The organism is Limobrevibacterium gyesilva, assembly GCF_025989185.1.
Taxonomy (GTDB): domain Bacteria; phylum Pseudomonadota; class Alphaproteobacteria; order Acetobacterales; family Acetobacteraceae; genus Limobrevibacterium; species Limobrevibacterium gyesilva.
Genome location: NZ_JAPDNT010000003.1, coordinates 1 through 22,125, shown reverse-complemented (window position 1 = coordinate 22,125; position 22,125 = coordinate 1). Strand labels below are relative to the sequence as shown.

The window sequence follows — 22,125 nt, the reverse complement described above, 5'->3', positions numbered from 1 at the left end:
ATTGATTTTGCGTTATTCACGAGCCATCGAGAGGCGCCGGATCGTCCGCGTTCCCGACAGAACCTGTCCGGTTGGCGGACATATCCAGCCCATGGCGGCGCATCTTCTCGTACAGCAGCTGCCGGTGGATGTTCAGCCGCCGCGCCGCCTCGGCCCGGTTGCCGCCCGCAGCGTCCAGCGCGCGGCGGATCATCGCGGCTTCCAGCCGCGCCAGCGCGGTCGGCAGGTCGCCCTCCAGCCAGTCCACCTCCGCCCCGCCACCCGGCATGCGCAGGAAGGCGAGGTCGGTGCCGGTGATCACCGGCCGGCGGGCCAGCGCGGCGGCGCGCTCCATGGCGTTGCGCAACTCCCGCACATTGCCCGGCCAGGGATGCGACAGCAGCCGCGCCGCCGCATCGGCGGAAAGCTGCTTCGGCGCCGCGGACCCCGCCGCGAGAGCCAGGAAATGCTCCGCCAGCGGCAGGATATCGGCCAGTCTTTCGCGCAGCGGCGGCAGATGGATGGGCACCACGCCCAGCCGCCAGAACAGGTCCTCGCGGAACCGGCCCTCGCGCACGCGTGCTTCCAGGTCCTGATGCGTGGCCGCCAGGATGCGCACATCCACCGGCACCGGCTTGCCGCCCACCGGCGTCACCACCCGGTCCTGCAGCACCCGCAGCAGCTTGGCCTGCAGCGGCGGGGCCATGTCGCCGATCTCGTCGAGGAACAGCGTGCCGCCATCGGCCTCGCGGAAGCTGCCGGTGCGGTCGGCGACGGCGCCGGTAAAGGCGCCCCGGGCGTGGCCGAACAACTGGCTCTCCAGCAGGTCGGCGGGGATGGCGGCGCAGTTCACAGCGACGAAGGGCCGCCCGGCGCGGCGGCCGTGCCGGTGCAGGGCGCGGGCCACCACCTCCTTGCCGGTGCCGGTCTCGCCGGTGATCAGCACGGTGGTGCCGGCATCGGCCAGCATGCCGATCTGCTTCTGCACCTGCCGCATCGCGGCCGAATTGCCGATCAGGTCGTCGGCCTCGCCGGCGGGCGCCACGGCGGCCGCGGCAGGGGCGGCCGGCAGCATCCGCGCGATCAGCGCCGCCAGGTCGTCGCGCCCGATCGGCTTGGCGATGTGGTCCACCGCCCCCAGGCGCATCGCCTCGATGGTGTTGGAGGCGGTCGGCACGGCGGTCAGCACCGCCACGGGCGGCGCCTCCGGGCGGTCGTGCAGGCGCCGCAGCACCTCCAGCCCGTCCATGCCGGGCATGCGCAGGTCGAGCAGCACCGCGTCCACATGCCGTCCCGCGACCGCCGCCAGCGCGGCGGCGCCGTCGGGGGCTTCGAGCGGCGTGTGGCCCAGATCGCTAATGGCCTCGGCCAGCCCCTCGCGCAGGGCAGCGTCGTCATCGACGATCAGGATCACCGGCATGGCGCGTCCAGCGGGATCTCCAGGGTGAACACGGCGCCGGGACCGGCATCGGCGAGGATGATCCGCCCGCCATGCGCCTCCACCAGCTCGCGCGCAATGGCGAGCCCCAGCCCGGTGCCGTCGGCGCGCCCGGTCACGAACGGCTCGAACAGGCTGGCCCGCAGCTCCGCGGACACGCCGGGCCCGGTATCGGCCACGCTGATGCGCAGCATCCCGTCCGCGACGGCACCTTGCAGCCTCACCATCCCGCCGGGCGGCGTATGCTGGCACGCGTTCTCCACCAGATTGTCCAGCGCCCGCCGCAGCAGCCCGGCATCGACCGCGACCGTCGCCGGCTCTGCGTCCACCCGGAGCGCCACGCCGCCGCCCTGGTGATCGGCGGCCACGCTGTCCAGCAGGCCCCTGAGATCGGTCGGCGCCGGCGACGGCATTCGCCGCTGGGTCATGGCCAGCAGCTCGGCGATCAGCCGGTCCAGCCGCGCGATCTGCGCCAGGATCGCTTCCAGCGCCCCGCGCCGGCGGGCCTCGTCGCCCGCCAGCGCGTTCTCGGCCTTCAGCCGCATGGCCGCGATCGGATTGCGGATTTCGTGCGCCACCCCCGCGGCCACCCGGCCCAGCGCCGCCAGCCGCTCCGACAGCGCCACCCGCGCCGCCAGCTCGTCGGATCGGCGCCGCGCTGCGTCCAGCCGTTCGCCGGCCGTGTTCAGCGCGGCGACAATGCGGTCGAGCTCGCGCTCCCCGGTCGGGGCGAGGCGCGGCAGCGTGCCGGCCTCATGTTGCGCCAACGCCGTCTCGATGGCGCCGATGCGCCGGGTCCAGGCGATCACGACCCAGCCCAGCAAGCCCGCCATGCCCAGCGCCAGCGCGAACAGCACGCCCAGGCCGAGCCGCAGCCGCTCCTGCCCGGGCGCGTCCTGCACCTGCGCCAGCACCCAGCCAGCCAGGCCCTGCACCGGGCCCGGCAGGGCGCAGGCCTGCAGCATCACCGTGCTGGGGCCGGCCACGATGCGGGTGCTCGCCGGCCGGTCGTCGGCGAGCGCGTCGGCTGCCAGGGCGGCGATGGTGCGGCTGACATCGTCGTCCGGCGTGACGGTGGCGGCCAGCATGCCTTCGCCCTGCCACCAGATTCCGCCTGCCAGCCCCGGCCGCCCCGCCAGCGCCAGCGTCAGCACGGCTCCGAGATCGGCGCGGAAGGCGGCATCCGCCCGGCCCTTGGCGGGGGCGGGGCCGGCCCAGCCGGCGGCATAGTAGGCGTAGCGGTCCACGATCTGGTCGCAGGCCTCGGCCACCGCTTCGGTGGCGCGGTCGATCTGGGCGGAGCTGGACTGCCGGTACAGCCCCACCAGCAACATGCCCACGGCGACCAGCGCGGCCAGCGACAGGGCCCAGAGCACGAACAGCCGGGAACGGAGCGACCCCACCGCCTAGCGCGGCCCGGCGCTCACGCGCGCGCCGCCGCCTCGAACGCCCGCAAGCCGGACTCGATGGTCTCGCGGTCGAGGTCGCGGGTGATGAACACGATGCGGCTGGTGCGCGGATCGCCCTCCGGCCAGGCCGGCAGCAGCACGGGCTCATGGAACAAATGCTGCACCCCGTGGATCGCCACCGGCCGCTCCTGGCCGATCAGGTTCAGGATGCCCTTCACCCGCAGCAGGCTTTCGCCGCGGGTGCCGATCAGCATTTCCAGGCAGGTGCCGATGCCCTGCCAGTGCAGCGGCTCGTCGAAGGTCAGGCAGAAGGCCTGGATATGCGCGTCGTGCCGGTTGGGGTCGGGGCGGCCGCGCGGCGCGTCGCGATAGGCCTCGGCATCCAGCCAGGTCTGCACATCGGCGATCTTGCCGGCGGCGTCAAACAGCCCGGCATCGAGGATGGCGGCGGGATCGAGCGCACCCATCACCGCCACATGCAGCGGCGCCCCGGGATTGAGCTGCTTCAGCCGCGCGCGCAGCGGGCCCAGGTCGCCGGCGAGGTCGGTCTTCGCCAGCACCAGCCGGTCGGCCATCGCCACCTGCCGCACCGCCTCGGCATGCGCGTCGAGCTGGCCCATGGCGTGCACCGCATCGACCACGGTGACGATGCCGTCCAGCCGGTAGCGCAGCGCCACGGAGACGTCGCTCATCAGCGTCTGCACGATCGGCGCCGGGTCGGCGAGCCCCGTGGTCTCCACCACCACCCGCGTCACCTCGCCGGCCTGCACCCGCGCCAGCAGGTCGCGCAGGGCACGGGCGAGGTCGCCGCGCACCGCACAGCACAGGCAGCCCGAAGGCAGCAGGGCGGTGTCGTCGTCGAGCTTCTCGACCAGGATATGGTCCAGGCCGATCTCGCCGAACTCGTTCACCAGCACCGCCGTCCCCGCCAGCTCCGGCCGGCGCAGCAGGCGGTTCAGCAGCGTGGTCTTGCCGGCGCCGAGGAAGCCGGTCAACACGGTGATCGGAACCGCCTCAGCCATGGCTATGGCCGTACAGCGCGTCGGGCGAGACCAGCGGCGCGGCGATCTCCTCCAGCGCGCCATCGCGGGCGGCGCGGAAGAAGCAGTCGCGCCGGCCGGTGTGGCAGGCCACGCCTTGCTGGTCCACCAGCACCAGCACCGTGTCGCCGTCGCAATCCAGCCGCAGCTCGATCAGGCGCTGCTGCTGGCCGGAGCTTTCGCCCTTGCGCCACAGCCGGTTGCGGCTGCGGCTGAAATAGCAGACCCGGCCGGTGGCCAGCGTTTCCGCCACCGCCTCCCGGTTCATCCAGGCCAGCATCAGCACCTCGCCGGTGTCGTGCTGCTGGGCGATGGCGGGCACCAGGCCGCGCGCGTCGAAGGCGATGGTGTCGAGGATGGCATCGTGCGTCATGCGCTCTTATCTTGTGCTGTGGATGTTCCGCGCAAAGGAAAACCGTTGACCGACGGATTCTCGCCCCGTACCGCCGCGTTGCTCGACCACGCCGAAGCCATGTGCGACCGGCGCGGCGCCAGGCTGACCGGGCTGCGCCGTCAGGTGCTCGGCCTGATCCTGGACGCCAAGGGCCCCACCGGCGCCTACGAGCTGCTGGACCGGCTGCGCGAGCGGCGGGGCGCGGCCGCCCCGCCCACGGTCTATCGAGCCCTCGATTTCCTGCAGGAACAGGGGCTTGTGCATCGTGTCGAACGTCTTGCCGCCTTCGTCGGCTGCGTCGAGGCGCATGGCCATGTGCATGAGCACCCCGCGCAGTTCCTGATCTGCCGCACCTGCGGCCACGTGACCGAGATCGAGGACCACGACCTCGCCCACGCGCTGGCGGCGGCGGCGAAGCGCGTGGGCTTCGCCGTCACCGGTGCGACCATCGAGGCCGAGGGCCTCTGTGCCGCGTGCGCCGGGGCTGCTAGCCCCCGAACGAGCGCAGCACCGTAAGCCCCTGGTCGAGATCCGCGCACAGATCGGCGGTGTCTTCCAGGCCGATATGCAGGCGCAGCATCTGCCCCCCGAAATCGCCCGAACCGGCGGTGCGGGTGACGAAGCCCGTGGTCGGCAGCGCCAGGCTCTCATAGCCGCCCCAGGATGCACCCATGCCGAACAGCTGCAGCGACTCGGCCATGGCATGCACGGCGTCCTGGCTGAAATGCGGATGGAACACCACGCCGAACAGGCTGCATGCGCCGGTGAAGTCGCGCTTCCAGATGTCGTGGCCGGGGGCGCCGGGCAATGCGGGGTGCAGAATCTGCTTCACCTCCGGCCGGGTCGCCAGCCATTGCGCCACCTCGATGCCCGACTGCATCTGCCGCTCCAGCCGCACCGCCATGGTGCGCACGCCACGCAGCGCCAGCCAGCAATCGTCGGGGCTGGCGTACTGGCCGAGCTGCATCGTGGTGGTGCGCACCCGGTCCCAGTCCTCCTGCGTGTTGGTGGTGACGCTGCCCAGCAGCACGTCGGAATGGCCGACCACGTATTTCGTCAGCGCCTGGATCGACACGTCGACGCCGTGGCGGAAGGGCTGGAAGAAATGGATGCCCCAGGTGTTGTCCATCAGCACCTTCGCGCCCTTGGCGCGGGCGACGGCGGCCAGGGCGGGGATGTCCTGCACCTCGAAGGTGTGGCTGCCGGGGCTTTCGGTGTACAGCACCGTGGTGTTCGGCCGGAACAGCTTCTCGATGCCCGCCGCGTAGATGCAGGGATCGTAATAGGTGGTGGCGATGCCCATGCGGGTCAGGAAATTGTCGCAGAAGCCGCGCGCCGGCCCGTAGACCGAGTCCGGCATCAGGCAATGTTCGCCCGCCTTCAGATACGCGAGCAGCGGCGTGGTCACGGCGGACAGGCCGGACGAGACGATCTGGCAGCGCGTGCCGCCCTCGATCTCCGCGATCACGTCCTCCAGCGGCCAGTGCGTCGGCCCGCCGAGCACGCCGTAGATCAGGTGCTGCTCCAGCCGGTGCGACCCGCCGGCCTTGCGCTCGGCCATGTTCGGATACAGCACCGTGGAGCCGCGATGCACCGGCGGGTTGACGAAGCCGTGCACATGCGTGCCGGCGCGGCCGGCATGCGATAGGCGGGTGTAGAAGCCCTGCTTGGCGCGCGCGGGCGAGGAGTCGTCAGGCATGTTTCTCATGTCTCCACTGGCGTGTCGGGGCGGCCGCCCCATTCGGTCCAGGACCCGTCATAGACGGCCCCCTCAGGCAGGCCCGCGAGCGTCATCGCGAGCGTCAGGATGCAGGCGGTGACCCCGCTGCCGCAGCTGGTGACCACCGGCCTGCTGCCATCGACACCGGCGGCGGCCAGGCGGGCGCGCAACGCGCCGGAGGGCAGCAGCGTCTGGTCGGGCGCGAGCAGCTCGGTGTAGGGCAGGTTGGCGCTGCCGGGAATGTGGCCGGAGCGCATGCCGGCGCGCGGCTCCGGCACCTCGGCGCGGAAGCGCGGGGCGGCGCGGGCGTCCAGCAACAGCTCCTTGCCGCTTTTCACATTGGCCAGGATGTCGCCGACGCCACGCAGGCGGGTGGGGCGGTAATTCGGGCGGAACGAGACCGGGCGGGCAGGGGTGGGGTCGCCCTCTTCGACCTTGCGGCCTTCGGCGATCCATTTCGGCAGCCCGCCATCGAGCACGGCGGCGCGGTCATGCCCGAACAGGCCCATCATCCACCAACCGCGCGCGGCCGAGGCCAGCCCCTTCTGGTCGTAGAACACGACGAAGCTGTCATTGGACACGCCGAGCTCGCCGATCAGCTTCGCGAACCGGCCGGGCGAGGGCGCCATATGCGGCAGGTCGGTGTCGGGGTCGGCGATGGCGTCGATGTCGAAGAAGCGCGCGCCGGGGATATGCGCGCGGCGGAACTCGGTCAGCCCGTCCTCCGGCTCGTTCGGCAGGTATTTCGTGGTGTCGAAGACCACCACGCCCGCCTTGACCAGGTTCTCGGCCAGCCACGCGGTCGAGACCAGCGGTTGATGCTCCATGATACGTCCCCTAGGCCGGCGCCACGACGATGCGCCGGTTCTGCTTGCCCTTGTTCTCGATCTTCACGATCGCCATCCGGCCGATGTCGCCGGTGCGCGCCACATGCGTGCCGCCGCAGGGCTGCAGGTCCACCGGGGTGTCGCCTGCGCCGATGCGCACCAGCCGCAGCCGCCCGGCGCCGCGCGGCGGCTTCACCGACAGGGTGCGAACCAGCGCCGGATTCTCGTCCAGCACCGCCTCGTCCACCCATTCGGTGCTGACGGGATGGTCGGCCTCGATCAATGCGTTCAGCCGCTCCACCAGCACCTCCTTCGCCGGCGGGTCGGGCAGGTCGAAATCCAGCCGCGAGCGATCCGCCCCGATCTGCCCGCCGGTGACCGCAGCGCCCGGCAATACCGCGCACAGCAGATGCAAAGTGGTGTGCATGCGCATCAGTGCGTGCCGCCGCGCCCAGTCGAGCCGGGCCTCGACGGTGGCCCCCACCGGCGGCAGCGCGGCGCCGGCGGCGGGCACGTGCAGGATGGTCTCGCCTTCGCCCTTCACCGTGTCGGCGATGGCGGCCTCGCCCCCATCCCAGGCGAACACACCGACATCGCCGGGCTGGCCGCCGGAGCGGGCGTAGAACACGGTGCGGTCCAGCACGATCCCCTCCGGCCCGGCCGCCAGCACCTTGGCGGTGGCGCGGGCGAGGGCGGAATCCTGCAGAAACAATCGTTCGGTCATGTCGTTTTCTTCCAAAGCTCACGAATCCGGTCGCGCCGTGCGGCCAGCCACAGCAATGCCAGCGCAGTGACCGAGTTGGGGAACCTGCCCTCAAGGGCGGCGTCGATGGCCGTCACGGCGGGCCAGACGCGAACCTGGATGTCCTCGTCCTCGGCTTGCAGCCCGGCACGACCGACCAGCCCATCGGCGCCGCCGGGCGGGGCGGTCACCTCGCCCACATGGATCGCCACGCGCTCGTCGCAGCCGCCGGGGGTCAGCACGAAATCGCCGATCGGCAGGATGCGGCGCGGCGTCAGCCCGATCTCCTCCTCCGCCTCGCGAATCAGGGTCGCGGCGGGGTCTTCCCCGGGATCGCAGAGACCCGCGGGGATCTCGACCATCAGCGGATCAACGCCCGCGGCCAGGGCGGGCAGGCGAAACTGCTCGATCAGCACCACTTGGTCGGCAATGGGGTCATAAGGCAGCAGCGCCGCCGCGCGGCCCCGCCGCCACAGCTCCCAGGTGCGCAGGCCGGAGCGCCGCCCGTCGAAGCGGGCATGGCGGAAACGGATCACCTGGAGCGGGAAACGGCCTTGCCACACGGTTTCGTCGGACTCGATTTCCAGGCCGGGAAAAGCCGGCAACGGGGCATTCTTGGGGACGGCCATGCCGGCACGATAGAGCGGCGCGCAGGCGATGCCCACCCCGCCCGTGGCGGGCGCAATGCGCGCCGGCGCATGGCCAGCGCGGCACAGGCGCCGCTGCGTCAGTTCACCCGATGCGCCTGCACCAGCTCGCGCAAACGGGTCGCGGCGGCCGCGCCCTTGATCGCCTCGCGCCACTGGGTTTCGGCCACGCGCTGATGGGCCGTGATCGCCTCGTCCGCCCCGGTGATCATGGCGACCCCGGTGGCGGCCTGCGGCGGCGTGTCCGGGCGGAACGGGTTCACCGCCAGGGTGGCGCGATCGCGGGCGCGCAGGATCTTGAAGCTGCCGCTGGGCTCGGTCACCGGCAGCAGCCCGAACTGCAGCCCCATCGGCTCGGCTTCCATCACGTCGGCGATATGCAGCAGCTCGGTCGCGGCAATCTGCCGGCAGATCCGCCGGGTCCGGTCCGACAGCGCCAGCGACGGCGCGATCCCGCTTTCGAGGAAGTCGCGCACCCGGGCTGCCGGGATCATGGCGATGATGCCCAGCTTGCGCATGCCGTACATCCGCTTGCGGGCGGCCATGATGCCCAGCACCTGCTCGGCATTGGCGCGCAGGCCCGCGCGGTCGGCGCCGGCCTGGTCGGCGGCCTCCTCGAACGCGGCGGCGAGGCCGGAATCGTAGGCATCCGTCGTGGTCAGATAGCAGATCGGGCCATCGACCTGCAGCATCTGGTCGGCCGTCTCTTCGATCTGGCGGACGCGCTCGAAATAGCCGACCGGGCGGTTGTAGTATTCGACACCGATCCCCAGCAGGGAAAGCGGCGAGATCTTCAGCAGTTCCGCCAGACGCTTGATGGTGTCCAGCTTGATCACTTCGCCCTTCTCGTAGCGATACAGGGCCGCGCGGGAAACACCGAGTCGGGCGGCGATCTCCTCCGCCCGAAGACCGGACTCCAGGCGATAGGCCCGGAGCTGCTGGCCGATTTCCGTGAAGCGCATGGGACCGGAGCCTTTGCAATGCCTGAGACAGCGCCCCGGAAAATCGGCACGCTGTCTCAGAATCGAGGAACCGCCCAGTTTATGGGCTACGCTCCGTTTAATTCAATCAGGGTCTCGAACAAAAGACGTTGATTTGACGGACTTATGACGACTCCAGGCCCGCCATCGTTTCGATCGCCCGCACCAGCGCGGAATGGTCCTGGTCGGCGCCGCCAAGCGCCGTCACCACCGAGAACATCTGCTGGGCGATCGCCGTGTTCGGCAGCGCCATGCCCATCTCCCTGGCCGCGGACAGCGCGAGGTTGAGGTCCTTCTGGTGCAGCTTGATGCGGAAACCCGGGTTGAAGGTGCGGTTGATCATCCGCTCGGCATGCACCTCCAGGATGCGCGACGAGGCGAAGCCGCCCATCAGCGCTTGGCGCACCTTGGCGGGATCGGCGCCGGCCTTGCGCGCGAAGGTCAGCGCCTCGCTCACCGCCTGGATGTTCAGCGCCACGATGATCTGGTTGCACACCTTGCAGACCTGGCCGGCGCCAGCCTCGGTGCCGACATGGGTGATGTTCTTGCCCATGAGTTCGAACAGCGGCAAGGCGCGGGCGAACGCCGCCTCGGAGCCGCCGGCCATGATCGTCAGCGTCGCCTGCCTGGCGCCGACCTCGCCGCCGGAGACCGGTGCGTCGACGTAGTCGCAGCCCAGCTTGGCGACGCGGGCGGCGAAGTCCTTGGTGGCGATCGGGCTGATCGAGGACATGTCGATCACGAGCTTGCCCTTGGTCAGCCCCTCGGTGACGCCGTTCGGGCCGAACAGCACCGCTTCCACATCGGGAGTGTCCGGCACCATCAGGATGATCGCCTCGGCCTGCTCGGCCACCGCCGCCGCATCCGACAGCACGGTCGCGGCGGCACGCAGCTCGTCGGTCAGGCTGCGGCGGTCGGGCACGAACAGCTCATGCCCCGCGGCCTTCAGGTTCAGCGCCATCGGGCGGCCCATGATGCCCAGGCCGATGAATCCGATCTTCATGTCTCTCTCCCCGAGATTGCTGTGTCAGACGCCGAAACGCGCGCGCCAAGCGAGGCCGGCGACGGTTTCGCCGGCCGGGCGGTATTCGCAGCCGACCCAGCCCTGGTAGCCCAGCGCGTCGATGCGGCGGAAAATGAACTCCCAGCCGAGTTCGCCGGTGCCCGGCTCGTTGCGGGCGGGCACGTCGGCAAGCTGCATATGCACGATGATCGGCATATGCGCCTCCATGCGTTTGGTGACGTCGCCCTCGGTGATCTGGCAGTGATAGATGTCGAACTGCAGCCCGATCCGCTCGGCGCCGATCGCTGCGATCACCGCGGCGCCCTGGGCCATGGTGTTGAGGTGGAAGCCCGGCATGTCGCGGTGGTTGATCGGCTCGATCGCGATCTTCACCCCCGCCGAGCTGGCCTGCTCGGCGGCCCAGGCGAGGTTGGCGGCATATACGGCGGCGGCGGTCGCGAACGGCGTGCCGGCGGGCGGGATGCCGGCCATGCAGTGCACCAGCCTGCAATCCAGCGCGGCGGCGTAGTCCAGCGCCTGCTTCACGCCGTCACGGAACGCCGCTTGGCGGCCGGGCAGGGAGGCGATGCCGCGCTCGCCGCCGGCCCAGTCGCCGGGGGGCATGTTGAACAGCACCTGCTGCAGTCCGGCGCCATCCAGCCGCCGCTTCAGCTCGGCTGCCGGAAACTCATAGGGGAACAGGAACTCGACCGCCTTGAAGCCGGCCTTCGCCGCGGCCTCGAAACGGTCGAGGAACGGCAACTCGTTGAACATCATGGACAGATTGGCGGCCAGACGCGGCATGGCTTGAGTCCTCCCCGGAAGGACGGGGAAGCTAGCCGCCAGGGGCCGGCTTGAACAGATGGTAGCGATCCCAAGTCGCCGACATTGAACTTGGCCGCCGCATCATGGATACCTCGCGCCGCAATTTGCGGGACCGATGAGGCGCGATGATCGCGGAACGCATACTGATGGCGCTGCTGCTGGGCGGTGTGGCGGTGGGGTGCACGGTCGTGCTCTACCCGTTCCTGTCGGCGCTGCTGTGGGCGGCGATCCTCACCTACACGACCTGGCCGGTCTATGAGTGGATGCGCGGGCAGCTGCGGCTGGGCCGCGTGCCCGCGGCCGGCGCGATGGTGGCGGTGACGGCGGTGGTCGTGGTGCTGCCGCTCGCTTTGGCCGCCCCCGGCGGCGCCAGCGACGTGAACCAGCTGGAGAAGGTCGTGCAGGACTGGCTGCAGGCCGGGCTGCCGGACGCCCCGCCGTGGCTGGCCACGGTGCCGGCGATCGGCTCCACGGTCAGCAACCTGTGGAACAGCTGGGCCGCCGACCTGACCGTGATGGTGTCGTTCTTCCGGCCGTATTTCGGCATCCTCGCGCAGTTCGGCCTGGGGCTGCTGCTGGGCCTGGCCAACGGCGTGCTGCTGTTCGTGCTGGCGCTGTTCGTGGCCTTCTTCTTCTATGCGTCTGGCGACGTGCTGGCCGACAAGATCCATATCATCCTGCACCGCATCGCCGGCCCGCGCGCCGACCGGCTGATCGAGGTCACCGGGGCCACCGTGCGCGGCGTGGTCTACGGCATCCTCGGCACGGCGGTGGTGCAGGGGATTCTGACCGCGCTGGGGCTGTGGGTCAGCGGCGTGCCGCGGCCGGCGCTGCTGGGCGTGGTGGCCGGCGGGCTGTCGGTGCTGCCGATCGGCGCTCCGGTGGTATGGATCCCGGCGTCGTTGTGGCTGGCGGCGTCGGGCCACATGTTCTGGGGGATCGCGCTGTTCGTCTACGGCGCGGTCATCGTCAGCGGCGCGGACACGCTGATCCGCCCCTACTTCATCGCCCGTGGGGCACAGCTGCCGTTCCTGCTGACCATGCTGGGCGTGCTGGGCGGCGCCATCGGTTTCGGACTGCTCGGCATCTTCCTTGGCCCGGCGCTGCTCGGCGTCGGGTTCGCGCTGGTCAACGAATGGGCCAGCCGGAGCGATTCGTCGGTGCTGGGGGGACCGCGGGAGTGATCGCAACCCCGATATTGTCGCGGTTTCGATACGATTTCGGCATGGGCTTTGCACGGTCATCGCCGTGCAATAAAAGCGGTGGGCCAGGGGGGTACGATTTGAGACTCAGCATGGAAAACCGAACGCGGCGCCACGCCCCACCGATGTCATCGTCCGCCCGGGGTGCGTCTCCGGCCGGGCGCGGCTGACCCGGCATGTTCGCATTCATCACCTCGCGCATCCTCCAGGCGATCCCGGTGCTGCTGGTGGTCGGGTTCATCGCCTTCGCCCTGTTTGCCTATGTCGGCGACCCCGTGACCATCATGCTCGGCCAGGACTACACCGCCGCCCAGCGCGAGGAGCTGGTGCGCGCGCTGGGGCTGGACCAGCCGTTCATCGTGCAATACGCGAAGTTCGTCTGGGCCGCGGTGCACGGGAATTTCGGCCTCAGCTACCGGCTGGCGCGCCCGGTGTCGCAGCTGATCCTCGAGCGCCTGCCGGCGACCATCGAGCTTGCCGTGACCGCCGCCGCGCTGGCGCTGCTGGTGGGGGTGCCGATGGGCGTCTACACCGGCATCCGCCGCAATTCGCCGACGTCGCGGCTGTTCATGGTCTTCTCGCTGATCGGGGTGTCGCTGCCCACCTTTCTGATCGGCATCCTGCTGATCCTCTTCTTCGCCGTGCTGCTGGGCTGGCTGCCCAGTTTCGGCCGCGGCGACGTGGTGCATCTGAGCCACTGGACCACCGGGTTGCTGACCGTGTCGGGCCTCAAGGCGCTGATCCTGCCGGCCATCACTCTTGGCATGTTCCAGATGACGCTGATCATGCGCCTGGTGCGTTCGGAGATGCTGGAAGTCCTGCGCAGCGACTACATCAAGTTCGCCCGCGCCCGCGGCCTGTCGGAGCGCTCCATCAATTTCGGCCATGCGCTGAAGAACACGCTGGTGCCGGTCATCACCATCGTCGGCCTGCAGCTGGGCGGGCTGGTCGCGTTCTCCATCGTCACCGAGACGGTGTTCCAGTGGCCGGGCATGGGGCTGCTGCTGGTGCAGTCCATCGGGGTTGCCGACATCCCCGTGATGTCCGCCTACCTGCTGCTGGTGGCCGTGCTGTTCGTGGCCATCAACCTGATCGTGGACCTGCTCTACTACGCCGTCGATCCGCGGCTGCGGCTGGACCGGCGCTCGATGACGGGTGGCAAATGAACCGGCGGGAGATGCAATCATGAACGCCGTCGCCCGCTTCATCGACAGCGACTTCCTCTACAGCTTCCGCCGCTCGCCGGTGGCCATTATCTCGGCCCTGGTGGCGCTGGTCTGCGTGTTCGGCGCGATCCTGTCGCCCTGGATCGCCCCGCACGACCCGTTCGACCTCGCCAGCCTGAGCCTGATGGACAGCTTCAAGCCGCCCGCCTTCATGGCCGACGGCGAGAACGCCTATCTGCTCGGCACCGACGACCAGGGCCGCGACCTGCTCTCGGGCATCATGTACGGCACCCGCATCAGCCTGTTCGTGGGCGTGCTGGCCATCGGCTTCGCGCTTGCCGTGGGCATCACGGTGGGGCTGGTCGCCGGCTACATGGGCGGCACGGTCGACGCCGTGCTGATGCGCATCGCCGACGTCCAGCTGACGTTCCCGGCCATCCTGATCGCGCTGCTGGTGGATGGCGTGGTCCGCGCCGTGCTGCCGCGCGAGTTCCACGAGAAGATCGAGATCTACGTCCTCGTCTTCGCCATCGGCATCGCCCGCTGGCCGCAATTCGCCCGCACCGTGCGCGGCTCCACGCTGGTCGAGCGCGGCCGCGAATACGTCATGGCCGCGCAGGTGATCGGCCTGTCCCGGGCCCGCATCATGATCAGCCACATCCTGCCGAACGTGCTCGGCCCGGTGCTGGTGATCGCGACCCTGAACCTGGGCCTGGCCATTCTCGACGAGGCGACCTTGTCGTTCCTCGGCGTGGGCCTGCCGCCGACACAGCCTTCGCTCGGCACGCTGATCCGGATCGGCAACGACTTCCTGTTCTCCGGCGAATGGTGGGTGACGATCTTCCCCGGCATCGCGCTGGCGCTGATGGTGCTGTCGATCAACCTCCTGGGCGACTGGCTGCGCGACGCCCTCAATCCCCGGCTGCGATAGGCGATGCCCTGATGCCTTTGCTGGAAGTCCAGAACCTCACGGTCGAGTTTCCCACGCGCCGCGGCGTGTTGCGCGCCCTGGACGGCATTTCCTTCGACATCAACGCGGGCGAGGTGCTGGGCGTGGTCGGCGAAAGCGGCGCCGGCAAGTCGCTGACCGGGGCCGCCATCATCGGCCTGCTGGAGCCGCCCGGCCGCGTCGCCGGCGGGCAGATCCTGCTGAACGGCAGCCGCATCGACAACCTCTCGCGCGACAAGCTGCGCCCCATCCGCGGCAAGCAGATCGGCGCCATCTTTCAGGACCCGCTGACCACGCTGAACCCGCTCTATTCAGTCGGCCGCCAGCTGGTCGAGACCATTCAAACCCACCTGAAGCTGTCCGACCGCGACGCGCGCGAACGGGCGGTGCAGTGGCTGGAGGAGGTGGGGATTCCCGCGGCGCGCCAGCGCATCGATGCCTATCCGCACGAGTTCTCCGGCGGCATGCGCCAGCGCGTAGTGATCGCGCTCGCCTTGTGCGCCGAGCCGCGGCTGGTGATCGCCGACGAGCCCACCACTGCGCTCGACGTCTCCATCCAGGCGCAGATCATCGCGTTGCTGCGGGGGCTGACGCGCGACCACGGCACCTCGGTGATGCTGGTGACCCACGACATGGGCGTGATCGCCGAAACCGCCGACCGCGTGGCGGTGATGTATGCCGGGCGGATCGCCGAGATCGGCCCGGTGCGCGACGTGGTGAAGCACCCCGCGCACCCCTACACGGAAGGCCTGATGGGCAGCATCCCCAGCCTTGAGCACCGTGTCGAGCGGCTGCGCCAGATCGACGGCGCCATGCCGCGCCTGACCGCCATTCCCCGCGGCTGCGCCTTCAACCCGCGCTGCCCGAAAGTGTTCGACCGCTGCCGCAACGACCGCCCGGAGCTGATGGAGGCCGGCGTCACCCGCGCCGCCTGCTGGCTGTATGCGCGGGGGGCCGCGCATGTCTGAGATCGTGCTCGATGCCGTCGAAGTCTCCCGCGATTTCGACGTCTCGAAGCCGTGGCTGCAGCGCGTGGTCTCGCGCGAGCCGAAGCGCACGTTGCGCGCGGTGGACAACGTCTCGTTCGCCATCTCCCGCGGCACCACGCTGTCGCTGGTGGGCGAGAGCGGCTGCGGCAAGTCCACCGTGGCCCGCCTGGCCGTCGGCCTCTACGCGCCCAGCGGCGGCGAGATCCGCTTCGAGGGCCAGCCGCTGTCCGCCGCCCGCGCCCAGGCGGCGTTGCGCCGGCGGATGAACATGATCTTCCAGGATCCGTACGCGTCGCTGAACCCGCGCTGGCGCGTGCGCGACATCGTTGCCGAACCGATCCGCGCCTTCGGGCTGCTGACCGCGCGCGACGCGATCACGGCCCGCGTGGGCGAGCTGCTCACCCAGGTCGGCTTGGCGCCGGCCGACGGCGAGAAATACCCGCACGAGTTCAGCGGCGGCCAGCGCCAGCGCATCTCGATCGCGCGCGCCTTGTCGAGCGAGCCGGAATTCCTGGTCTGCGACGAGCCGACCAGCGCGCTCGACGTGTCTGTGCAGGCGCAGATCCTGAACCTGATGCGCGACCTGCAGCAGCGCCTGGGGCTGACCTATCTGTTCATCAGCCACAACCTCGCCGTAGTCCGCCACATGTCGGACCGGCTGGGCGTCATGTATCTGGGCCGCATCGTCGAGCTGGGCCCGGGCGAGGATGTGTTCCGCACCCCGCGCCACCCCTACACGCGGCTTTTGCTGGATGCGATTCCCGATCTCGACATGGTCGGCAAGTCCCGCACGCCCGTGGGCGGCGAGGTGCCCAGCCCGATCGACCCGCCCTCGGGCTGCACCTTCCACCCGCGCTGCCCCCTGGCCAACGACCGCTGCCGCCGCGAAAAGCCCGCCCATACGAAGCACGGCAACGTGCTGGTGGCGTGCCACGCGGTCGAGGAGGGGCGGACGGCCTGAGGGGGCTTGCCCTTGGCAGCGGGATCGGCTTGAACCCACGCCCTTTGGCGCAGCGGGGGCGGGCATGACGGCGGTGATCGGGATCGATTTCGGCACGACCAACAGCGTCGTCTCCGTCCTTGGGCCAGGCGGCGCCATCGCCACCGCGCGCATCCCGGCGGGCGGCGAGATGCTCGACGTGTTCCGCTCGGTGCTGTGCTTCTGGACCGACGAGGTGCGCGCCGGCGGCAAGCTGCGCCACGCCGCCGGGCCGGATGCCATCGAGGCCTATCTGGACGACCCGCTGGACAGCCGGCTGATCATGTCCATGAAGACCTATCTGGCGCAGCGCAGCTTCACGGAAACCCGCATCTTCGGCCGCCCGTTCACGCTGGAGCGGCTGGTCGCGCTGTTCCTGCGCGAGCTGCTGGCGAAGGCGGGTGCCACCCCGCACGGCGCGCGCATCGTCGCCGGCCGCCCCGTCCGTTTCGCCGGCGAGTTCGCCGACGATGCGCTCGGGGAAGCGCGCCTGCGCGCCGCCTATGCCGAAGCGGCGCTTCCCGGCATCGACGTGGCGCTGGAGCCGGAGGCGGCGGGCTATCGCTTTGCCCGCACGCTGACCCGCGCCGCGACCGTGCTGATCGGCGATTTCGGCGGCGGCACCAGCGACTTCTCGCTGCTGCGCTTCGAACCCGGCGACGACGGCGGCGTGACGGCGCTGGGCCATGCAGGCATCGGCATCGCCGGCGACACGTTCGACTACCGCATCATCGACCGGGTGATCTCGCCGCGCCTGGGCAAAGGCGATGTCTACACCGTCATGGGCAAGGAACTGCCGGTGCCGCCGGAGTATTTCTCCACCTTCGCTCGCTGGCACCGCATGAGCCTGATGCGCACCCCGCGCACCCTGCGCGAGATCGGCGAAGTGGCGCGGGCCAGCGCCCATCCCGAGCGCCTGCGCGCCCTGATCACGCTGATCGAGGACGAGCTCGGCTACCGGCTCTACCAGACCGTCTCCGCGGCGAAGGCGGCGCTGTCGACGCAGGACGCGGCGGTGCTGCGCTTCCGGCACAAGAACCTCGACATCGAACGGACCGTGACCCGGGCGGAGTTCGAGGACTGGATCGCCGAGGATCTGTCGCGCCTGGCCGCCACCGTGGACCGCGCGCTCGGCGAATCCCGCGTCGACGCGCAGGCGGTGGACCACGTGTTCCTCACCGGCGGCACCTCGTTCGTGCCGGCAGTGCGGCGCCTGTTCGACGACCGCTTCGGGCGGGACAAGGTGACCGCGGGCGGCGAGTTCGTGTCGGTGGCCGAGGGCCTGGCGCTGATCGGCCGCGACCGCGCCCTGCGCGCCGCGGCATGACCGACGGGCGGCAGCGCCGGGCGGTGCGCGGCAGCCGCGCCTATGCCAGCGGCGTCGACGCCGAGGCACTGGCCTGCGCGGCCCTGGAGCGCGAGGGCTGGGCTGTGCTGGGCCGCCGTCTGCGCACGGCGGCCGGCGAGGTGGATGCGGTCGCCGAGCGGGATGGCCTGGTCGCGTTCCTGGAGGTGAAGCACCGCCCGACGCTGTCGGATGCCGCCTATGCCTTGTCCGCACGCCAACGTGAACGCCTGCTGGCCGCGGCCGAAATCCTGCTGGCGGAGAATCCCGGCTGGGGCCGGGCAGGGGTGCGTTTCGACGTGCTGCTGGTGGACGCCGCCGGCGCGGTCCGGCGCATTGCCGACGCATTCCGCCGCTATGCGTGACGTTCCTGTCCGGATTTTCATGTGCGCAGGCATGGACTTCGCGTGACGTGCCGCGTTTGTACTGAAGAACGACGACCGTTCGCAAGGAGACAACCGATGCGTTCCATCCCCGCCATCACGGCAACGTTGCTGTCGCTCGCGGCCATCCCGGCCGGGGCCCAGACACTCTCGCCGCCGCCGGGTTCGCTTGGAACGGTGCCAACCACGGCTCCGGCCGGCGCCGCACCAGACATGGCGCAAGCCACGGCGCCCGAGCGGATGCTGCCGCTCTCCAACACCCCGGCCAACATCACGCCCGGCGATACCGCCAGCGTGATCGCGCCACCGCTGCCCATGCCGCCGGTCTCCGCGGACGCCCCCACGCGCGACTTCCTGATGGCGGCCCGTCAGGCCCTGGCCGCCGGGCGCACCGGCGAGGCGCAGGAGGCGCTGGAGCGCGCCGAGAGCCGCGCACTGACCCGCGACGTCCGCCCCTCGCTCGCCGGGCAGCCGAGCGAGCAGCCCGACGTGGTCCTGATCGGCCAGGCACGCAGCGCACTCGGCGCCGGCGACAAGGCGCAGACGCTCACGCTGATCGACCAGGCCCTGAAGGCCGGCGCGGACGCCGCGGCCCGCTGAGCCGGCGCTACGGTCCCAAACCGAGAAGCTGGCGCTGCCCCTGGTATTCGGCCGGGGTGAGGAGGCCGGCATCGAGCGCACGCTTGAGGTCGGCTGCCTCCACCTCTCTGGGCACCAGCCGGTTCGTCACCACGGTGTGCTGCGCGCAGCCCGCGAGAATGAGCAACGCGGCCAGGGCAGCCCAGCCGCCGCGCTTGGAGTCGGCGGTCATGGCGCCGCGAGGATCTTCTGGCGCTGGGCGTCGTATTCGCTCTGCGAGATCGCGCCGGTATCCAGCGCTTTCTTCAGGTCGATCAGTTGCTGCCCCTTGCTGACGGTGGTGTTCTGCACCGCCGTGGTGGACGTGGAGCCGCTGCCCCCGCATGCCGCCAGCGGCACCGCGGCGAGCATGGCGAGGGCCAGGCACGCGAGCGAAATTTTCGACATCCGGCGTTTCCCCTCGGCGATTGGCCGTTACGCCTGGGTATCGTGCCGCGCCGCGGCGGACGGTGTAAATTCATTAAACCGTGCACGCCGGGGTCGGCGTCATAGCAGCGGCCATGAAGAATGACCGCTGGCATGAGTCGTTATTTTTCGCGCCGCCGCCCACCAAGCCAGCGACAGGCACGCGCTTGCGTGCCGCAAGCGGATCGGCGCGCGATACCTACGGCCCTTGACGATGGAAGGGTCATCGTCAAGGGCCGTAGGTATCAGACCTTCCGCCCGGGCATGCGGTGGCGGAAAGCCAGCGCCTCGGCCACGTCCTGGCGGCGGATTGTCGTCGCTCCCGCCAGGTCGGCGATGCTGCGCGCCACCCGCAGCGTGCGGGTGAATCCGCGGGCGGACAGCCGTAGTTTCTCCGCCGCCTGCTCGGCCAGCGTCCGTGCATCGGCTTGCATCGGCAGGTCCTTCACGTCGGCCTCGGCGTTGGTCGTCGGTCCGGCCTCGCCGTAACGGGCGCTCTGGGCCGCACGGGCCCGGGCGATACGCTGGGCCACGGCGGCGCTGGCCTCGCCGGCCGGGGCGCGCGACAGCTCCGCCGGCGGCACCGGCTGCACATCGACGGTCAGGTCCACACGGTCCAGCAACGGCCCGCTGATGCGGTTCTGGTAGTCCTCGCCGCAGCGCGGCGCGCGGCCGCATTCGCGCGCGGCGTCGCCGAGATGACCGCAGCGGCACGGGTTCATCGCAGCCACCAGCTGGAAGCGCGCGGGATAGGTGATGTGGGCGCTGGCCCGCGACACCGTGGTGCGGCCGCTTTCCATCGGCTGGCGCAATGCTTCAAGCGCCTGTCGCGGGAATTCCGGCAGCTCGTCGAGGAACAGCACGCCGCGATGCGCCAGCGACACCTCGCCCGGTTTCGCGCGCTGGCCGCCGCCGGTCAGCGCCGCCTGGGAGGCGCTGTGATGCGGCTCCCTGAACGGTGGGCGCATCACCAGCCTGCCGCCGTCCAGCATGCCGGCCACGCTGTGGATCATGCTGACCTCCAGTGCCTCTTTCGGCTGCAGGTCGGGCAGCAGCCCGGGCAGGCGGGCCGCCAGCATCGACTTGCCGGAGCCGGGCGGTCCGACGAGCAGCAGATTGTGGCCGCCGGCCGCGGCGATCTCCAGCGCCCGCTTGGCGCTTTCCATGCCGCGCACATCGGCGAGGTCGGGCGCGCCCATGCCGTCAGCGACGCCGCCCGGTTCGGGAGGCGTCAGCACCTGCGCGCCGCGGAAATGGTTCACCAGGCTCAGCAGGTCCGGCGCGGCCAGCACCTGAATCTGCCCGGCCCAGGCCGCTTCGCCGCCCTGTCCCTGTGGGCAGATCAGGCCGAGTTCCAACGTCGCGGCGCCGATTGCCGCCGGCAACACGCCGGCCACAGGATTCAGCGTGCCGTCCAGCGACAATTCGCCGAGGGCGGAGAACTCCGCCAGATCCTCGCGCGGCACCACGTCCATGGCGGCGAGCACGGCAAGCGCGATCGGCAGGTCGAAATGGCTGCCTTCCTTCAGCAGGTCCGCCGGCGCGAGGTTGATCAGCACGCGCTTGGGCGGCAAGGCGAGTCCCATGGCCGTCAGCGCCGCGCGCACACGCTCGCGCGCCTCGCCGACCGCCTTGTCGGGCAGCCCCACCACCAGGAAAGCGGGAAGGCCGCTGGAGATCTGGACTTGTACCTCGACCGGCACGGCCTCGATGCCGGAGAACGCGAAGGAACGGATGCGGGCGATCGTCATGCGGCAGTCATGTTGGCACGGAAACGAGCGATCGTTCCAGCCGCCGCTCGCGCCTCCGCAAGGCTTTCCGATTGCATCGGGCTATTGAGCCCCGACCCCGGCCTTGAGGATGGCGGGGCATCCGGTTGATATGCGCCAGGCAAGATGAGGCGAAAGCGTGACGATTCCGAACGTGACGGCTTCGGCACGAGGTGCCGGCAGCGGCGACGTTCTGCCCGACCTGCTCGGTCCCGGGTTGCGGGTGGTGTTCTGCGGAACCGTCGCAGGGACCGTCTCGGCTGCTCGCGGCGCCTATTACGCGGGCCCCGGCAACCGCTTCTGGCCCATCCTGGCGGCCACGGGACTCACTCCGCGCCTGTTCCGGCCCGCCGAGTTCCGCTGCCTGCTGGCGATCGGGATCGGGCTGACCGATCTCGCCAAGTCGGTATCGGGTGCCGATACTGCCCTGCCGGCGCGGGCCTTCGATGCCGCCGGCCTCTCTGCCCGCATCCGCGCGGCCCGGCCGGCGATGCTGGCGTTCAACGGCAAGAAGGCGGCAGCGACATTCCTGAATATTCCGGGCCCGCGCCTGGCCTACGGTCCCGGCCCGGTGCTGCCGGACTTTCCGCCGGTGTTCGTGCTGCCCTCCACCTCCGGCGCCGCGCGCGCCAACTGGGACCCGGCCCCGTGGTTCGCGCTGGCGGCGGCGCTCAGCCCGCCAGCCCCTGCAGGAAGCGCGTCAGCAGCCGGCCGATGACATCGACGTTGTAGCCGCCCTCCTGCACGATCGCGGCCGGCCGCTGCACTGCGCCGATCGCCGCCCCGGCGCGGGCGAACCCGTCATCGCTGACGGCCAGATAGCCCAGCGGCTCGTCCTTGCTGGCGTCGAAGCCCAGGCTGATCACCAGCGCGTCCACGCCGCAACGCTCGATATGCTTCAGCCCGGCCGAAACCGCGGCCAGCCAGCCCGCGTCGCCGGTGCCGCGGGCCAGCGGCAGGTTCACGTTGAAGCCGGCCCCGGCGCCCGCGCCACGCTCGCCAGGATGGCCGACATACCAGGGATAGTAGCCGTTGGGATCGCCATGCACGGACACGAACACCACGTCGTCGCGCTCCCAGAAGATGCCCTGGGTGCCGTTGCCGTGATGGCTGTCGATGTCCAGCACCGCCACGCGCGCCGCCCCGCGCGTGCGCAGCCGCTCGGCGGCGATGGCGGCGTTGTTGAGATAGCAATGGCCGCCGGCGCGCCGCGCATAGGCGTGGTGTCCGGGCGGCCGGGCCAGCGCATAGGCGTGCCGCCCCGCCGCGGCCTCGTCGGCGGCGGCGATGGCGCC

Annotated in this window: 24 protein-coding genes and 1 pseudogene; 10 read left to right on the top strand and 15 right to left on the bottom strand. The window is 70.6% G+C overall.

Features of this window, described 5'->3' with window-relative positions:
• Nucleotides 1-16: 16 nt before the first annotated feature.
• The 4 genes from OL599_RS06085 to hisI are packed head-to-tail and all read right to left on the bottom strand — an operon-like array spanning nucleotide 17 to nucleotide 4,239.
• Nucleotides 17-1,399, bottom strand: a complete 1,383-nt coding sequence (locus OL599_RS06085) for a sigma-54-dependent transcriptional regulator (RefSeq protein WP_264712771.1) — start codon at nucleotides 1,397-1,399, stop codon at nucleotides 17-19.
• Nucleotides 1,390-2,793: a sensor histidine kinase gene (locus OL599_RS26015; RefSeq protein ID WP_264712770.1), complete on the bottom strand. Its 1,404-nt coding sequence runs from the start codon at nucleotides 2,791-2,793 to the stop codon at nucleotides 1,390-1,392. Before OL599_RS26015 ends, OL599_RS06085 begins: the two co-directional genes overlap by 10 nt.
• A 47-nt stretch (nucleotides 2,794-2,840) precedes the next feature.
• Nucleotides 2,841-3,848, bottom strand: coding sequence for a CobW family GTP-binding protein (locus tag OL599_RS06075; RefSeq protein ID WP_264712769.1), 1,008 nt, complete (start codon nucleotides 3,846-3,848; stop codon nucleotides 2,841-2,843).
• Nucleotides 3,841-4,239, bottom strand: a complete 399-nt coding sequence (gene hisI, locus OL599_RS06070; RefSeq protein ID WP_264712768.1) for a phosphoribosyl-AMP cyclohydrolase — start codon at nucleotides 4,237-4,239, stop codon at nucleotides 3,841-3,843. The genes OL599_RS06075 and hisI overlap by 8 nt, the downstream gene beginning before the upstream one ends.
• Nucleotides 4,240-4,338: 99 nt before the next feature.
• Here hisI and OL599_RS06065 point away from each other — a divergent pair, with 99 nt between their 5' ends.
• On the top strand, nucleotides 4,339-4,776 hold the full coding sequence (locus OL599_RS06065; protein WP_264713115.1) for a transcriptional repressor: 438 nt from the start codon (nucleotides 4,339-4,341) through the stop codon (nucleotides 4,774-4,776).
• Here the strand turns inward: OL599_RS06065 and metC are convergent.
• The 7 genes from metC to otnI form a co-directional block, all read right to left on the bottom strand.
• A complete protein-coding gene (gene metC / locus OL599_RS06060) occupies nucleotides 4,748-5,959 on the bottom strand; it encodes a cystathionine beta-lyase (RefSeq protein WP_264712767.1) in 1,212 nt (403 codons plus the stop codon). The genes OL599_RS06065 and metC overlap by 29 nt on opposite strands.
• Nucleotides 5,960-5,964: 5 nt before the next feature.
• The gene (gene sseA, locus OL599_RS06055; RefSeq protein ID WP_264712766.1) at nucleotides 5,965-6,807 is read right to left on the bottom strand and encodes a 3-mercaptopyruvate sulfurtransferase; all 843 of its coding nucleotides are present in this window, start codon (nucleotides 6,805-6,807) and stop codon (nucleotides 5,965-5,967) included.
• A gap of 10 nt (nucleotides 6,808-6,817) precedes the next feature.
• Nucleotides 6,818-7,531 carry an alanyl-tRNA editing protein gene (locus OL599_RS06050; RefSeq protein ID WP_264712765.1) on the bottom strand — a complete coding sequence of 238 codons (714 nt, stop codon included), beginning with the start codon at nucleotides 7,529-7,531 and terminating at the stop codon, nucleotides 6,818-6,820.
• On the bottom strand, nucleotides 7,528-8,214 hold the full coding sequence (locus OL599_RS06045; protein ID WP_264712764.1) for an NUDIX domain-containing protein: 687 nt from the start codon (nucleotides 8,212-8,214) through the stop codon (nucleotides 7,528-7,530). The genes OL599_RS06050 and OL599_RS06045 overlap by 4 nt, the downstream gene beginning before the upstream one ends.
• Before the next feature lie 62 nt (nucleotides 8,215-8,276).
• The gene (locus OL599_RS06040) at nucleotides 8,277-9,158 is read right to left on the bottom strand and encodes a helix-turn-helix domain-containing protein (protein WP_264712763.1); all 882 of its coding nucleotides are present in this window, start codon (nucleotides 9,156-9,158) and stop codon (nucleotides 8,277-8,279) included.
• Between the two features lie 142 nt (nucleotides 9,159-9,300).
• Nucleotides 9,301-10,179 (bottom strand): 2-hydroxy-3-oxopropionate reductase, encoded by an 879-nt coding sequence (locus tag OL599_RS06035; protein WP_264712762.1) that lies wholly within the window; start codon nucleotides 10,177-10,179, stop codon nucleotides 9,301-9,303.
• 24 nt (nucleotides 10,180-10,203) lie between these two features.
• A complete protein-coding gene (otnI, locus tag OL599_RS06030) occupies nucleotides 10,204-10,983 on the bottom strand; it encodes a 2-oxo-tetronate isomerase (RefSeq protein ID WP_264712761.1) in 780 nt (259 codons plus the stop codon).
• 146 nt (nucleotides 10,984-11,129) lie between these two features.
• Between otnI and OL599_RS06025 the strand changes: the two genes are divergently transcribed.
• The 8 genes from OL599_RS06025 to OL599_RS05990 all read left to right on the top strand — a co-directional run bounded on the left by OL599_RS06025 (nucleotide 11,130) and on the right by OL599_RS05990 (nucleotide 18,617).
• Complete coding sequence (locus OL599_RS06025) at nucleotides 11,130-12,188, top strand: AI-2E family transporter (protein ID WP_264712760.1); 1,059 nt, start codon at nucleotides 11,130-11,132, stop codon at nucleotides 12,186-12,188.
• 194 nt (nucleotides 12,189-12,382) lie between these two features.
• Entirely contained in the window at nucleotides 12,383-13,372 is a 990-nt protein-coding gene (locus tag OL599_RS06020; RefSeq protein ID WP_264712759.1) for an ABC transporter permease, read from the top strand.
• Nucleotides 13,373-13,391: 19 nt separating this feature from the next.
• Nucleotides 13,392-14,303 carry an ABC transporter permease gene (locus OL599_RS06015; RefSeq protein WP_264712758.1) on the top strand — a complete coding sequence of 304 codons (912 nt, stop codon included), beginning with the start codon at nucleotides 13,392-13,394 and terminating at the stop codon, nucleotides 14,301-14,303.
• Nucleotides 14,304-14,314: 11 nt separating this feature from the next.
• Nucleotides 14,315-15,289 carry an ABC transporter ATP-binding protein gene (locus OL599_RS06010; RefSeq protein WP_264712757.1) on the top strand — a complete coding sequence of 325 codons (975 nt, stop codon included), beginning with the start codon at nucleotides 14,315-14,317 and terminating at the stop codon, nucleotides 15,287-15,289.
• Nucleotides 15,282-16,271: an ABC transporter ATP-binding protein gene (locus tag OL599_RS06005; protein ID WP_264712756.1), complete on the top strand. Its 990-nt coding sequence runs from the start codon at nucleotides 15,282-15,284 to the stop codon at nucleotides 16,269-16,271. The genes OL599_RS06010 and OL599_RS06005 overlap by 8 nt, the downstream gene beginning before the upstream one ends.
• Nucleotides 16,272-16,335: 64 nt before the next feature.
• Entirely contained in the window at nucleotides 16,336-17,616 is a 1,281-nt protein-coding gene (locus OL599_RS06000; protein WP_264712755.1) for an Hsp70 family protein, read from the top strand.
• The gene (locus OL599_RS05995) at nucleotides 17,613-17,999 is read left to right on the top strand and encodes a YraN family protein (RefSeq protein WP_264712754.1); all 387 of its coding nucleotides are present in this window, start codon (nucleotides 17,613-17,615) and stop codon (nucleotides 17,997-17,999) included. The genes OL599_RS06000 and OL599_RS05995 overlap by 4 nt, the downstream gene beginning before the upstream one ends.
• Before the next feature lie 96 nt (nucleotides 18,000-18,095).
• Nucleotides 18,096-18,617, top strand: a complete 522-nt coding sequence (locus OL599_RS05990; RefSeq protein WP_264712753.1) for a hypothetical protein — start codon at nucleotides 18,096-18,098, stop codon at nucleotides 18,615-18,617.
• A 7-nt stretch (nucleotides 18,618-18,624) separates the two neighbouring features.
• Here the strand turns inward: OL599_RS05990 and OL599_RS05985 are convergent, their stop codons facing one another.
• The 3 genes from OL599_RS05985 to OL599_RS05975 all read right to left on the bottom strand — a co-directional run bounded on the left by OL599_RS05985 (nucleotide 18,625) and on the right by OL599_RS05975 (nucleotide 20,812).
• Complete coding sequence (locus OL599_RS05985) at nucleotides 18,625-18,828, bottom strand: hypothetical protein (protein WP_264712752.1); 204 nt, start codon at nucleotides 18,826-18,828, stop codon at nucleotides 18,625-18,627.
• Complete coding sequence (locus OL599_RS05980; RefSeq protein ID WP_264712751.1) at nucleotides 18,825-19,043, bottom strand: SHOCT domain-containing protein; 219 nt, start codon at nucleotides 19,041-19,043, stop codon at nucleotides 18,825-18,827. Before OL599_RS05980 ends, OL599_RS05985 begins: the two co-directional genes overlap by 4 nt.
• A gap of 263 nt (nucleotides 19,044-19,306) precedes the next feature.
• Nucleotides 19,307-20,812, bottom strand: coding sequence for a YifB family Mg chelatase-like AAA ATPase (locus tag OL599_RS05975; protein ID WP_264712750.1), 1,506 nt, complete (start codon nucleotides 20,810-20,812; stop codon nucleotides 19,307-19,309).
• Between the two features lie 157 nt (nucleotides 20,813-20,969).
• On the opposite strand from OL599_RS05975, the gene OL599_RS05970 reads away from it, so the two are divergent.
• Nucleotides 20,970-21,548, top strand: a complete 579-nt coding sequence (locus OL599_RS05970) for a mismatch-specific DNA-glycosylase (RefSeq protein WP_264712749.1) — start codon at nucleotides 20,970-20,972, stop codon at nucleotides 21,546-21,548.
• Here OL599_RS05970 and OL599_RS05965 read toward each other — a convergent pair.
• A pseudogene (locus OL599_RS05965) lies at nucleotides 21,502-22,125 on the bottom strand (histone deacetylase family protein); the annotation flags it as partial. The gene OL599_RS05970 and the pseudogene OL599_RS05965 sit on opposite strands and share 47 nt — an antisense overlap.

Excerpts from the sequence above, each read along its gene's own strand:
- OL599_RS06005 (WP_264712756.1), top strand. The coding sequence starts at position 15,282 with ATGTCTGAGATCGTGCTCGATGCCGTCGAAGTCTCCCGCGATTTCGAC.
- OL599_RS06075 (WP_264712769.1), bottom strand. The coding sequence starts at position 3,848 with ATGGCTGAGGCGGTTCCGATCACCGTGTTGACCGGCTTCCTCGGCGCC.
- sseA (WP_264712766.1), bottom strand. The coding sequence starts at position 6,807 with ATGGAGCATCAACCGCTGGTCTCGACCGCGTGGCTGGCCGAGAACCTG.
- OL599_RS05985 (WP_264712752.1), bottom strand. The coding sequence starts at position 18,828 with ATGACCGCCGACTCCAAGCGCGGCGGCTGGGCTGCCCTGGCCGCGTTG.
- OL599_RS06020 (WP_264712759.1), top strand. The coding sequence starts at position 12,383 with ATGTTCGCATTCATCACCTCGCGCATCCTCCAGGCGATCCCGGTGCTG.
- metC (WP_264712767.1), bottom strand. The coding sequence starts at position 5,959 with ATGCCTGACGACTCCTCGCCCGCGCGCGCCAAGCAGGGCTTCTACACC.
- OL599_RS06040 (WP_264712763.1), bottom strand. The coding sequence starts at position 9,158 with ATGCGCTTCACGGAAATCGGCCAGCAGCTCCGGGCCTATCGCCTGGAG.
- OL599_RS06010 (WP_264712757.1), top strand. The coding sequence starts at position 14,315 with ATGCCTTTGCTGGAAGTCCAGAACCTCACGGTCGAGTTTCCCACGCGC.
- OL599_RS06025 (WP_264712760.1), top strand. The coding sequence starts at position 11,130 with ATGATCGCGGAACGCATACTGATGGCGCTGCTGCTGGGCGGTGTGGCG.
- otnI (WP_264712761.1), bottom strand. The coding sequence starts at position 10,983 with ATGCCGCGTCTGGCCGCCAATCTGTCCATGATGTTCAACGAGTTGCCG.
- hisI (WP_264712768.1), bottom strand. The coding sequence starts at position 4,239 with ATGACGCACGATGCCATCCTCGACACCATCGCCTTCGACGCGCGCGGC.
- OL599_RS05990 (WP_264712753.1), top strand. The coding sequence starts at position 18,096 with ATGCGTTCCATCCCCGCCATCACGGCAACGTTGCTGTCGCTCGCGGCC.
- OL599_RS05975 (WP_264712750.1), bottom strand. The coding sequence starts at position 20,812 with ATGACGATCGCCCGCATCCGTTCCTTCGCGTTCTCCGGCATCGAGGCC.
- OL599_RS06035 (WP_264712762.1), bottom strand. The coding sequence starts at position 10,179 with ATGAAGATCGGATTCATCGGCCTGGGCATCATGGGCCGCCCGATGGCG.
- OL599_RS05995 (WP_264712754.1), top strand. The coding sequence starts at position 17,613 with ATGACCGACGGGCGGCAGCGCCGGGCGGTGCGCGGCAGCCGCGCCTAT.
- OL599_RS06015 (WP_264712758.1), top strand. The coding sequence starts at position 13,392 with ATGAACGCCGTCGCCCGCTTCATCGACAGCGACTTCCTCTACAGCTTC.
- OL599_RS06050 (WP_264712765.1), bottom strand. The coding sequence starts at position 7,531 with ATGACCGAACGATTGTTTCTGCAGGATTCCGCCCTCGCCCGCGCCACC.
- OL599_RS06000 (WP_264712755.1), top strand. The coding sequence starts at position 16,336 with ATGACGGCGGTGATCGGGATCGATTTCGGCACGACCAACAGCGTCGTC.
- OL599_RS05980 (WP_264712751.1), bottom strand. The coding sequence starts at position 19,043 with ATGTCGAAAATTTCGCTCGCGTGCCTGGCCCTCGCCATGCTCGCCGCG.
- OL599_RS06065 (WP_264713115.1), top strand. The coding sequence starts at position 4,339 with ATGTGCGACCGGCGCGGCGCCAGGCTGACCGGGCTGCGCCGTCAGGTG.
- OL599_RS06085 (WP_264712771.1), bottom strand. The coding sequence starts at position 1,399 with ATGCCGGTGATCCTGATCGTCGATGACGACGCTGCCCTGCGCGAGGGG.